Source organism: Symbiobacterium thermophilum IAM 14863, from assembly GCF_000009905.1.
GTDB lineage: Bacteria > Bacillota > Sulfobacillia > Symbiobacteriales > Symbiobacteriaceae > Symbiobacterium > Symbiobacterium thermophilum.
The window spans coordinates 3518328-3530573 of sequence record NC_006177.1 but is presented as its reverse complement, the minus strand read 5'-3'; the positions used below and the strand labels follow the sequence as shown (position 1 = coordinate 3530573).

At 67.8% G+C, this 12246-nt stretch carries 10 protein-coding genes; 9 read left to right on the top strand and 1 reads right to left on the bottom strand.

The window, feature by feature from the left end:
• The first annotated feature begins 13 nt into the window (after positions 1-13).
• The gene (murA, locus tag STH_RS16455; RefSeq protein WP_011197416.1) at positions 14-1288 is read left to right on the top strand and encodes a UDP-N-acetylglucosamine 1-carboxyvinyltransferase; all 1275 of its coding nucleotides are present in this window, start codon (positions 14-16) and stop codon (positions 1286-1288) included.
• Positions 1289-1349: 61 nt separating this feature from the next.
• On the top strand, positions 1350-1835 hold the full coding sequence (gene rlmH, locus STH_RS16450) for a 23S rRNA (pseudouridine(1915)-N(3))-methyltransferase RlmH (RefSeq protein WP_011197415.1): 486 nt from the start codon (positions 1350-1352) through the stop codon (positions 1833-1835).
• Positions 1836-1941: 106 nt separating this feature from the next.
• Here rlmH and STH_RS16445 read toward each other — a convergent pair whose 3' ends face one another.
• Positions 1942-2565 carry an SDR family oxidoreductase gene (locus STH_RS16445; protein WP_011197414.1) on the bottom strand — a complete coding sequence of 208 codons (624 nt, stop codon included), beginning with the start codon at positions 2563-2565 and terminating at the stop codon, positions 1942-1944.
• A gap of 149 nt (positions 2566-2714) precedes the next feature.
• On the opposite strand from STH_RS16445, the gene STH_RS16440 reads away from it, so the two are divergent.
• From STH_RS16440 to STH_RS16405, 7 genes are all read left to right on the top strand, one after another.
• Positions 2715-3326: a metallophosphoesterase gene (locus STH_RS16440; protein WP_011197413.1), complete on the top strand. Its 612-nt coding sequence runs from the start codon at positions 2715-2717 to the stop codon at positions 3324-3326.
• A gap of 696 nt (positions 3327-4022) precedes the next feature.
• On the top strand, positions 4023-5498 hold the full coding sequence (locus tag STH_RS16435; RefSeq protein WP_011197412.1) for a PAS domain-containing sensor histidine kinase: 1476 nt from the start codon (positions 4023-4025) through the stop codon (positions 5496-5498).
• A gap of 17 nt (positions 5499-5515) precedes the next feature.
• The gene (locus STH_RS16430; RefSeq protein ID WP_043714414.1) at positions 5516-7030 is read left to right on the top strand and encodes a sigma-54-dependent transcriptional regulator; all 1515 of its coding nucleotides are present in this window, start codon (positions 5516-5518) and stop codon (positions 7028-7030) included.
• Between the two features lie 178 nt (positions 7031-7208).
• Positions 7209-8387 (top strand): aldehyde ferredoxin oxidoreductase N-terminal domain-containing protein, encoded by a 1179-nt coding sequence (locus STH_RS17640; RefSeq protein ID WP_050742336.1) that lies wholly within the window; start codon positions 7209-7211, stop codon positions 8385-8387.
• Between the two features lie 296 nt (positions 8388-8683).
• A complete protein-coding gene (locus STH_RS16420) occupies positions 8684-9547 on the top strand; it encodes a formate/nitrite transporter family protein (RefSeq protein WP_011197409.1) in 864 nt (287 codons plus the stop codon).
• Positions 9548-9578: 31 nt separating this feature from the next.
• A complete protein-coding gene (gene fdhF, locus STH_RS16410; protein WP_083766165.1) occupies positions 9579-11627 on the top strand; it encodes a formate dehydrogenase subunit alpha in 2049 nt (682 codons plus the stop codon).
• A 25-nt stretch (positions 11628-11652) separates the two neighbouring features.
• Positions 11653-12237, top strand: coding sequence for a 4Fe-4S dicluster domain-containing protein (locus STH_RS16405; protein ID WP_011197406.1), 585 nt, complete (start codon positions 11653-11655; stop codon positions 12235-12237).
• Positions 12238-12246 lie beyond the last annotated feature (9 nt).

The following is a 12246-nucleotide window of genomic DNA, read 5'->3' as shown; positions in this document are numbered from 1 at the left end:
AGGAGGAAACGCTTTGACGACGTTGAGGATTCGCGGCGGCCGCCCGCTGCAGGGGACGATTCGGGTCGGCGGGCGGAAGAACGCCACGCTTCCGTTGATCGCCGCCACACTGCTCGCGGATGGGACGAGCCGGCTGGAGAACGTTCCCCAGATTCACGACGTGATGGTGTACCGGAAGCTGCTCACCGGACTGGGCGCCCGGGTCGACTGGGACCCGGTGCACGGCATCCTCACGGTACATACCGGCGGGGTCCGTCCCGGCGAGCCGGACTACCACCTGGCGTCGTCGATCCGCGCGTCCTACTACCTGCTCGGGGTGATGCTCGCCCGCTACGGTGAGGCGAGCGTGCCCATGCCCGGCGGCGACAACATCGGCCACCGCCCGGTCGACCAGCACTTCAAAGGGTTGTCGGCCCTGGGCGCGGAGATCTGGATGGACCGCGGGATCATCCGGGCCCGGGCCCGGCGGCTGCGGGGGGCGCACGTGTACCTGGACATCATCAGCGTCGGCGCCACGATTCAGGTGATGCTGGCGGCGTCGCTCGCGGAGGGCACCACCGTCATCCAGAACTGCGCCCGGGAGCCGCACGTGGTGGCGGTCGCCAACTTCATCAACGCCTGCGGCGGCAAGGTGACCGGCGCGGGGACCGACACGATCCGGGTCAGGGGCGTCGACCGGCTGGTCGGCGCGACCCAGACGGTCATCCCGGACGACATCGAGGCGGGCACCTGGATGATGGCGGCGGCGATGACGCAGGGCGACGTGACCCTGCAGAACGTGATTCCCACGCACATCACGCCGATCATGGCGAAGCTCCGGGAGGCGGGGGTCGAGGTCCACGAGCTGGGCGACGCGGTGCGGGTGGTCGGCCGCGAGAGGCCGAAGGCCATCAACGTGAAGACCCTGCCGTACCCCGGCTTCCCGACGGACGCCCAGAGCCAGATGACGGCCCTGCTCTCCCTGGCCGAGGGGACGAGCTACATCACCGAGACGCTCTACGAGGACCGGTTCCGGTTCGTGCCGGAGCTGGTGCGCATGGGCGCGCAGATCCGGGTGGAGGGGCGCACGGCCATCGTGAAGGGCGTGGAGCAGCTGTACGGGGCGCCCGTGGAGGCCACCGACATCCGGGCCGGCGCCGCCCTGGTCATCGCCGGGCTGGCCGCGGAGGGCGAGACGACCATCTACGGCATGGAGCACGTGCAGCGCGGGTACGAGAAGCTGGAGCAGAAGCTGCTGGCCCTGGGCGCTGACGTGCAGATGGAGCGGCAGGGAGCGGCGGTGGTCTAGCGGAACACTAGAGGCGGTGCCCGGGAGGGCACCGCCTCATGCGTGCACGGGAGGTGGCGGCTTGCGGATCCGGCTGGTGACGGTGGGCAAGGTGAAGGAGAAGTACCTGCAGGACGGGGTGCAGGAGTACCTGAAGCGGCTGCGTCCCTACGCCCGGGTGGAGATCGTGACGGTGCCGGACGAGCCGATCCCGGACGGTGCCTCGCCGGCCCAGGAGGCCCAGGTGATGCAGCGGGAGGGGGAGCGGCTTCTCCGCGCCCTCGACCAGGGTGGCCAGGAGCACGTGGTGGTGCTGGACGGGCGGGGGAAGAACTTTTCGTCCGAGGAGCTGGCGGCTTTCCTGGCGGAGCGTGCCCTGCACGGGGACGCCAACCTGGCCTTCGTCATCGGCGGCTCGCTGGGGCTGGACCCGGCGGTGCTGGCCCGCGCGGGCACGACGCTCTCGCTGGGGCGGATGACGTTCCTGCATCAGATGGTGCCGCTGATTCTGCTGGAGCAAATCTACAGGGCGTTTAAGATTAACCGGGGGGAGAAGTACCACAAGTAAAGTGGCGCAACCATACGACTCGAGAAGACTGATGGAATCGCGGGACGACATCTGGTGCAGCCTGGGTGTCGACCCGCATCTTGTATTCTGCTGCGGCGTACCCCAATCAGGAAATCAGCAGCGGCGTCTTCCCGATGAACGTCGGCGACTTGGCCTGTGAAAGCACGAAATCGGCCACATCGGCCCGGGAGATCCTCCCGCCGCGGACGCCGTGCAGGTCGACCAGTGCCCGGTAACGCCCCGTGCGCGGTCCGTTGGTCAGGATACCGGGGCGGACGATGATCCAGCGCTCGATGTGGTCCCTGATGATGCGCTCCTGGCGCTCCTTGTCGGCATAGATCCGGCCCAACACCAGCGGGAGCACCACGTGGTCGTACAGGAACGTTCCGTGTCCCCGGCTGTCGCCGGTTCCGATGCCGGTGACGGCGATGAGCAGCTGCTCGGGTCTGAGCGCTCTGGCGAGGTTCTGTGCGCAGGTGGAAAACAGCGTCGTCCTGGCGAACACGTTCTTGGTGCCCAGACAGTCGCAGACGACGTCCTGCCCATGGACCGCCGTCGCGACGGATTCCGGATCGCGGGCATCCCCCTGGACGAGGTGAAGGCGCGGGTGGCGGACCGGCATCCGGTCCGGGTCGCGGACGAGTGCCGTGACGTCATGGTCGTCCTCCAGGGCCTGCTTCACCACTTCAAGGCCGATGCCGCGCGTGGCGCCGATCACGGCGATCTTCACGAAACCTCGCCTCCTCGTGATGGACATGCGGCACTGCGGAGGGGCGGCGCTGAGCGAACGTAAGCCATGTTTCACTGAATCATACAGTAGGGCGGAAGCTCATCGCACTCGGCCGAAAGGAGGCGGTCAGTCTGGCACGGCGCAGGCTGGTGGTTTCAGACATTCACGGCGAGAGCCGACGGCTGTTGAAGGTACTGGAGATGGCCCACTACAACCCGTCGACTGACCGTCTCTTCCTGCTGGGCGACTACATCGACCGGGGGTCGGACTCCAAAGGGACGCTGGAGATCGTGGAGCGGCTGGTCCGCAGCGGGGCCGTCGCCCTGCTCGGCAATCACGACCTGATGCTGGTCAGCACCTATTACGACCCGAGCAACCTGCAGCGGTGGGTCTACAACGGCGGGTACACGACGCTGGCGGAGTTCGGCGGCTTCATCCCGGAACGGTGGGTGCGGTTCCTGGAAGGGCTGCCCACCCATCACGAGGAGCCGGACTGCATCATGGTGCATGCGGGCCTGGCCCCCGGCGTGCCGCTCAGCGAACAGTCCGATCAGGACAAGGTGTGGATCCGGGAGCCGTTTCTCAGCCAGTATCGCGGCAAGCGGGTCTACTTCGGCCACACCCCCACCTGCCTGCTGCACGGGGAGGAACGGTGGGAACCGTGGTACGGCGAGGACAAGGTCGGAATCGACACCGGCGCCGTGTACGGCGGCGTCCTGACTCTGCTGGACATCGACACCGGCCAGGTCTGGACGGCGTGACGCCCCAGTCGTCATCCCGTTCCCTCGTCGGACTACACCCGACCGGAGGCGGTCGGGTTTTTCATGTGCGTGCTCAGTCTGCCAGGATCGGCCCCTCCCGCGTGCCGGTTCCTGAAGTCGGCCTCCGACGGCCCGTGGCGAAGGCCAGCGGGACCCCTCGCGCCGCCTTCTCCCTTCCGGGGATGGCTATACGGAGAATACTCGCACCTATACTTGCAGTCCTGCTCTTCCGACGTCTCCGCCGTCCTGCGGCCCAGGGGCGTCGGGCGGCCCGCCGGTGTGCCTGCGGCCGTACCAACCGCACCGGCTCCCGTGTTGCTATTGCCGCTAGACCTGATCTGTAAACCTTCGGCGCCTTATAGTCCTTCTGTCCATACCCGGCTGCGCGGCCGTGCGGGCAGCTCGGCCAGGACGCACACGAGCGGGGCCGGAGGAGCCGGCAACTCCGGCGCTGCGCCTGGACGCCGCATAGCACGACCGGCCGAGCCCTTCCGGGCCCTCCATGGGGGACCAGGACCCGAGGCGTCCTGACCCGCGCAGGATGAAATCGCAGACAATTGCTGTGACCCTATTGGTCGGACCAATGGCCTCCCTCGGACAGGCCGCTCCTAAGACCTTTGGGTTAGAAAGAGTTTAACCTGACGATCTATTGGGCCGCGTCGCAGCCGAGGGATATAATCGAGCCGACCCCACCTCGTGAAGGAGGGAACGACCATCGCTGCGCAAGCGGGTGAGAGAGTCCCTTTGCCGTCCTGGCTAAGAGGACTGCTGGACCCCTTGTCCGAGCCCGTGCTGCTGGTCGGGGCAGACGGCCGGATCCGGTACGGCAATCCCAGCGCCGGACGCCTGCTCGGATGCAGCCCTGAAGCGCTGCCCGGGCTGGCGGTCGGCGCTGTGTTACCCGATGGGGAAGCCCTTTTGGGCCGGCGACAGGAGGACCCGTCGGACACTGACGCTGTCCGGCGGGACGGTGGGCGCATTCGGGTGGCCGTCACGGCGCGCCCCGGCCCGGAGGGGCTGACCCAGCTGCTCCTGCGGCCGGTGGCCGAAGCGCCCGAAGGGCGGCTGCGGGAGAGCGATCCCCGATATCGGGCCGTGGTGGAGGATCAGACGGACCTGATCCGGCGGTTTACCCCCGACGGCAGGCTGACCTTCGTGAACCCGGCCTTCTGCCGGTACTTCGGCCGATCCGAGGAGGAGCTGCTCGGAAGCGACTTCATCCGGCTCATCCACCCCGAAGACCGGGAGGTGGTGCACCGGCAGCTGGCCGTGCTCTCGCCGGAGAACCCCACCACCGTCACCGAGGCGCGGATCCCGCGGCCCGACGGCGGGGTCGGCTGGGTGCAGTTCGTCAACCGGGGGATCTTCGACGCCGAGGGCCGGCTCGTGGAGTGCCAGTCGGTGGGCCGGGACATCACCGCGCAGAAGGAGGCCGAGGCCCGCATCGCCGAGGCCCGGGAGGCGGTCAACCGGGCGGCGAGGGTGACGACCCTGGCTATTATCGGCGGAGGAATCGTCCACGAGATCAACCAGCCCCTCAACGCGATCCGGGTTCTGGCGGAGACGGGGCTCTGCCTGTTGGTGCAGGCCGATCCTCCGCAGGCCGACGAGATCGTGGCCATCCTGTCCCGCATCTCCCGCCAGGTGGACCGCATCGACAGCATCGTCAACCACCTGCGGGATGTTCTGAAGAACAGCCGCAATCAGCGGTACGAGTACTGCGACCTGAACGAGGTGGTGGAGCGGGCGCTGCTGCTCATGGACAACCGGATCCAGGCGCATGGCATCCGCCTGCGGCTGGAGAAGGCAGACCAGCTTCCCAAGGTCTTCGGTTACAGCGTCAATCTGGAAGAGGTGGTGCTCAACCTTCTCAACAACGCGATGCAGGCCCTCGACGAGGTGGATTGGCCCCACAAGGAGATCGCCGTGCGCACGTGGGCAGACGACCGGGTTTACCTCGAGGTGGCAGACAACGGCCCCGGCTTCGACCCGGCGATCCGCGAACGCGTCCTGGAGCCGTTCTTCACCACCAAGTCCGGCTCGTCGCTGGGGATGGGGTTGCCCATCGTAAAGGCCATCGTGGAGAACGCGGACGGCCGCCTCGAGCTGGCCGACGCGCACGGGGGCGGGGCCGTCGTCCGGGTATCGCTGCCCATCGCCACACCGCCGTGAGGAAGGAGGCACGGACCTTGCGCATTCTGCTGGTGGATGACGACAGGGAGGGCAGGTCCTACCTCGCCCGATTCCTGACGCTGGATGGCCACGCCGTCACCGAGTGCGGCTCCGCGGAGGAGGCCCTCGAGGTCTACCGGCCAGGAGCGTTTGAGATGGTGCTCTCCGACATCCGCATGGGCCGGATGTCCGGGATCAACCTGGTGTCGGCGATCCGAAGCCAGGGAGGCGCGCCGCAGGCTGATGTGGTGCTGTATACGGGCCACCTGGACATCTCCCTGGCCATCGCAGCCTTGCGGGCCGGGGCCTTTGACTACCTGACCAAGCCCATCAACATGGCGGAACTGCAGGCGGTGCTGCAGCGGGTCGAGGAGCACCAGCGCTCCCTGGAGGAGCAGCGCACGCCCCCACCCGGTTACCAGGGGACGGGGGATGACGTGCCCGCCGACGTGCGGCTGCAGATGGCCTACCTGAAGGACCTGGGCGCCGAGCGGGCCGGTCAGAAGAAGTTCTGCGCCCGCTCCCCGGCCATGCGCCAGGTGGTGGAGCAGGCGCGGCGGTATCACACGGACCGCTCGCTTCCGGTGCTGATCCAGGGGGAGACGGGCGTGGGCAAGGAGGTCATCGCCCATCTCATCCACTATGGCGACCTGGAGGAGGCAGGCCCCTTCGTCGCCATCAACTGCTCGGCCATCACGCCGACGCTGTTCGAGAGCGAGCTGTTCGGCTATGAACCCGGCGCCTTCACCGGCGGCTCGGCCAGGGGGCAGAAGGGCAAGCTGGACGCGGCACAGGGGGGCACGCTCTTTCTCGACGAACTGGCGGAGATCCCCGTGGAGCTGCAGGCCAAACTGCTCCGGGTGTTGGAGGAGAAGAGCTTCTACCGGGTGGGCGGTCTGAAGAAGATCGACGCCGACGTGCGGATCATCGCGGCGACCAACCTGGACATCGAGGAGCGCATCCGGCAGGGGCTGTTCCGCGTGGACTTGTACTACCGGCTGAACGTCTGCCGCATCGTGATCCCGCCCTTGCGGGAGCGGAAGGAGGATATCCTTCCGATGGCCCTCATGTACCTCATCGACTTCTCGCGGTCCCGAGGCCGCCGCTTCACCGGCATCAGCGACGAGGCGGCTGAGGTGCTGCTCTCCTACCACTGGCCGGGAAATTGCCGGGAGCTCCGGAATCTGATGGAATGGGTGTCCTTCATGTACGACGACGAGGTGCTCCGGCCCGAGCACCTGCGGCGCATTACGGACGCGGCCGCACGGGCTCAGGTCGCCGCGGGGACGGAGCCGTTCGGCGGAGGAGCGCCGCATGGGGCGGCTGCGCCGGACTCGGGCGACCTGCCCGCGGCAACGGTGGTGCCCTTTCCGCGGGGTTCCCGACGCGACTACAACCTGGAGCACCACACCGAGGCCCTGATTCAGGCCGCGCTGCAGGAGTACGGGGGCAACAAGACCCTGGCGGCCAGGGCCCTGGGCATCTCCGTGCGCACCCTTTACAACAGGTTGGAACGGATGGGCCATCGTTAGAGCGATTTCGGTCTATGGCGGATGCTCTGCCGGGTGGGGAGCATCCGCCGTCGTGTATCGGCCCCGCGCAGGCTGGCACGATCGTTGCTTCAGGCCATCCACCGCCGGAAGCGGTGAGCGGGTTGGGGAAACGGCCGCCGCATACGGCGCACCAAACGTGGACGAAGGGAGCCGATGCGTGGTGGACCGTGCCGCCGAACGAATGCTGCGGGTGGACCTGTCGAGCCGCGAGGTGACGGTGGAACCGCTTCCCCCCCTTCGGGGCCGGAAGTGCATAGGCCCGCGCGGGCGGGCAGCGGCCTGCCTGCTTGCCGGGCTGGATCCCGCCTCCGACCCCCTGGGCCCCGGCAACAGACTCGCCTTCACCGCCGGGGCCTGCGCGGCGCTGCCGTTGCCGGGCGCATCCCGGCTGGTGGTGGCCGGGCTCTCGCCGGTGACGGGGCTCTACGCGGAGGCCGAGGCCGGCGGCGCGTGGGCGGCCGCTCTCCAGCGGGCGGGCTTTGCCGCCCTCGTGGTGGAGGGGCGTGCTGAACGACCCGTGTACCTGGAGGTGTTCGAAGGCGGCGCCAGACTCCGGGACGCGTCCCGGCTCTGGGGACTGACGACCGTGGAGACCCAGGCGGCGCTTCGCGCGGGGCTGGCCGACCCGGCGGCGCAGGCGGTGGTGATCGGACCTGCGGGCGAACGGAAGGTTCCCTTTGCCTGCATCCTGCACGGAGCCGCCAGTGCGGCGGGGCGCGCCGGACTCGGGGCCGCCATGGGCGCCAAGGGACTGAAGGCCCTGGTGGTGCGCGGCGGCAAGGTCGATGGGGCGCCGGTCGCGGCCGGGTGCGCGGGCTGCCCGCGGCCCTGCCGTTCGGCAGTGCTCGGCCACAAGACCCGGCAGGCCTTCGCGGAGCTGGGGCTGGTGGATGAGGCGGACCTGCGGGAGGCCAACTGGCTCTGCAACGCGTACGGCCTGGACACCCTGGCCACTGCAGCAGCCCTGCGGGGAGCGGTCAGGCGCAGGAGGCGGGAACGCCGGGAAGAGGTGTTCCGGCTGATCCAGTTCCTGGCCCGGGGAGAGCTGCCCTGCCCGCCGGAGGCGGTGCGCTCGGCCGACGTCCGGAGGCAGCGGGAGGGCTCGCCCGCGGACTGGACAGCGGATGCGGCGCGCGCGGCGAAGATCCTGGGCATCTGCCGGTGGATCGTCGGCCCCTCCGGGCCGCTGCCGGTGGATCAGGTGCTGGCCGGGTTGGGATCGGCCGTCGGCGTTCCGGTGACGACGGCCGACCTGGCGCGGGAAGAGGACCGCACCGAGGAGGCCATCGCGGCGTTCAACCGGGATGCGGCCGCCGCCCGGATCAGCGCCGTCTGACCGTCCCCGGGGCTACCGTGCAGGAAGTGCCCGTCTGCAGAAAGTGCACAGTCTGCAATATTTGCATACAGACTGTCCCTGCGAACCGACGAAAAGACACATCAGAGCCCCGTTGCCGGCATGGTACCCACGGACACCACAAGGGGGGTGGTGGTAGACCTTTGGATATCCTCACCGTGACTCTTGGGGGGATTTGCGGCGGAGATTGTGACAGTGGTATCAAGCGTGGCACGCGCCTTGCTTATCCACTGCGCCCGGAGCACGCTCCAGATCACTGTCACGGGAGGATTGGAATCATGGCTTTCGCTAGTCCGCAGGAAACCGCACTCGCTGTGGCCCAGGCCAACGAGACCCGGGCGAGCAACTCCATCCCGAAGTTGATTGTCCTGGGCCTCCTGGGCGGCGCCTTCACCGGCATGGGCGCAGAAGCTGCGACGATGATCTGCCACGACTTTACCTTCCTCGGCGCAGGTCTGCAGCAGTTCGCCAAGGGGTCCCTCTTCTCCATCGGCGTCATCTTTGCCGTGATCTGCGGCGGCGAACTCTTCACCGGCGATGCGCTGCTCTGGCTTGCGTTCATGGACGAGCGGGTCGGCTGGAAGAAGATGCTGAAGGTCCTCGGCGTCGTTCTCCTGGCCAACGTCGTCGGCGCCACGGCCTACGCCTGGCTGTACTACCAGAGCGGGCTGTTCCTGTTCAACAACGCCGAACTGGGCGCGGAGGCCGTGCGCACGGCGGTCACCAAGGTCAACCTCACCTGGTGGCAGGTCTTCGTCCGGGGCGTCCTCTGCAACTGGCTCATCTGCCTGGGCGTCTGGATGGCCTTCGCCTCGAAGGAGGTCATCTCGAAGATCGCCTCCCTCTACATCGGGGTCATGGTCTTCGTGATGAGCGCCTTCGAGAACTCGGTGGCCAACTTCTACTACCTGCCCGCGGGCTGGTTTGCCAAGCACATCCCGGCCGTGGTCGAGGCGGCCAACCTGGGCGCCAAGCTGGACACGCTGACGTGGTCCAACATCATCACCAGGAACTGGATCCCGTCCGCGCTGGGCAACTTCGTGGGCGGCGCGCTCTTCGTCGCAACGGCTTACTGGTTCGTGTACGTGCGCCAGGCCCCGGCGACCCCCGACCAGTCGATGGCGGCGTCGGCCGCGGACTAGGCGTGGATTGTGAATCAAGGGAGGAGAACACGTGAAGCAAGTCCTGACCACCTGTCCCTACTGCGGAACGGGCTGCACGTTCTACCTGAACGTGGAAGGGGACCAGGTCGTGGGCGTGACGCCCAACGACGACCCCCGGTCCGTCAACCAGGGCATCCTCTGCCTGAAGGGCCACTTCGGTTACGACTTCATCGACCGGCAGAAGCGGCTCACCACGCCGCTCATCCGAAAGAACGGGGAGCTGGTGGAGGCGTCGTGGGATGAGGCCATCCACCTGGTCGCCTCCAAGATGAAGGAGACGATCCGGGACTACGGGCCTGACGCCCTGGCGGCCTTCAGCTCGGCCCGCTGCACCAACGAAGAGAACTACCTGATGCAGAAGCTCATGCGCGCGGTGGTGGGCACCAACAACGTCGACCACTGCGCCCGTCTCTGACACGCTCCGACGGTGTCCGGTCTGGGCACAGCGTTTGGTTCCGGAGCGATGACCAACACCATCAACGAACTGCAGGACATGGGGCCCGGCGATGCCATCTTCGCGATCGGCACCAACACCACCGAGTGTCACCCGATCATCGGCATCCGCATGCTGGAGGCCCACCGCCGCGGCGCCCGGCTGATCGTGGCCGACCCGCGGGAGACGGAGCTGGCGAAGCACGCCGACGTGTACATGCGGCACAACCCCGGCTCCGACGTGGCGCTGCTGAACGCCATGATGTACGTCATCGTCACCGAGGGGCTGGCGGACGAGGCGTTCATCCGGAGCCGCACGGAGAACTTCGAGGCCTGCCGGGAAACGGTGCTGAAGTACGCCCCCGAGAAGGTGGAGGGCATCACCGGCGTGCCGGCCGAGAAGGTACGGCAGGCCGCCCGGCTGTTCGCCACGGCCGAAAACGCGGCCACCTACTACACCATGGGCATCACCCAGCACACCTCAGGCGTGGACAACGTGCTCTCCATCGCCAACCTGGCCCTGATGACGGGCAACCTGGGCAAACCCAAGGCGGGCGTCAACCCGCTGCGGGGCCAGAACAACGTGCAGGGGGCCTGCGACATGGGGGCCCTGCCCAACGTCTACCCGGCCTACCAGCCGGTCACCGATCCCAAGAACCGGGAGAAGTTCGAGAAGGCCTGGGGCCGACCGCTCAGCGACAGGATGGGCATGGCCATCTCCGACGTGCTCCGGGGCATCGAGGAGGGCAAGGTCCGGTTCCTTTACGTCATGGGCGAGAACCCCATGCGCTCGGACCCCGACGTCAACCACGTCCGCCACTGCCTGGAGCACGTGGACTTCCTGGTGGTGCAGGACATCTTCCTCACCGAATCCGCGGCCCTGGCCGACGTGGTGCTGCCCGGCGCCACCTGGGCGGAGAAGGACGGGACCTTTACCAATACCGAGCGCCGGGTGCAGCGGGTCCGCAAGGCGATGGAGCCCCAGGGCAACGCCCGGCCCGACTGGATGATCCTGCGGGACATCATGCGGGCCATGGATTACCCTGCCGATTACAACTCTCCGAAAGACATCTTCAACGAACTGCGCACCCTCGCGCCCTCCTACGCCGGCGTCACCTACGAGCGGCTGGAGAAGCTGGGCGGCCTCCACTGGCCCTGCCCCAATGAGGAGCACCCGGGCACCCCGATCCTCCACGTGGGCAAGTTCAGCCGGGGCCTCGGCAAGTTCTCCGCCATCGAGTGGCGCCCGCCGGCGGAGCTGCCCGACGAGGAGTACCCGCTGGTCCTGACGACGGGCCGACGGACGGCGCACTACCACACCGGCACGATGACCCGCAACTGCTGGGGCCTGGACGGCGTGGCGCCCGAGGAGTGGGTGGAGATCAACCCCGCGGACGCGGCATCTCTGGGCGTCGCCCACGGCGACTACGTCCGGGTGACCACACGCCGGGGCTCGGTGGTGGTCCGGGCCGAGGTGACGGCCCGAGTACCGAAGGGCGTCACCTTCATCACGTTCCACTATACCGAGGCCGCCGGCAACCTGCTGACCAACAGCGCCCTGGACCCGGTCTCGAAGACCCCGGAGTACAAGGTCTGTGCCGTACGGGTAGAAAAGGTCAGCGCCTAAACTTCTCGAGAGGAGGCCTGCGACGATGTGCGCGCTCAACGCCTTTGTCGTGGCGGATCCCCATAAGTGTATCGGCTGCAAGGTCTGTGAGGTTTCCTGCTTCGTGGTCCACTCCGACGTGCCCGTGAAGACGGTCGGCCAGGTGACCACGCCCATCATCCCCCGGCTGTACCTGGTGCACACTGCCGAGGTCACCATGCCGGTGCAGTGCCGGCACTGCGAGGACGCTCCCTGCGCCAACGCCTGCCCGGTGGGCGCGATCACGCAGAAGGACGGCATCATCGACGTCGACCAGGAGACCTGCATCGGCTGCAAGACCTGCGTCCTGGCCTGTCCGTTCGGGGCCATGGAGATGGTGCCCTACTACAAGAACGGCGAGCAGGTGAAGCAGCTGCGGCTGACCGAGGAGACCGGCGAGGGGCCGGTGCTGCAGGATGTGTTCGTGGCCAGCAAGTGCGACCGGTGCATCGGGGTCGAGGGCGGCCCGGCCTGCGTCGCCAACTGCCCGCGGGAGGCGCTGCAGGTCGTCCGACCCGATGAGCTGCGCCGGACCCGGAACCTGGAGGCCGCCCTGGCCGTGCTCGAGTCCGTGAAGAACGTCGTCGGGTAGGAGGGACCG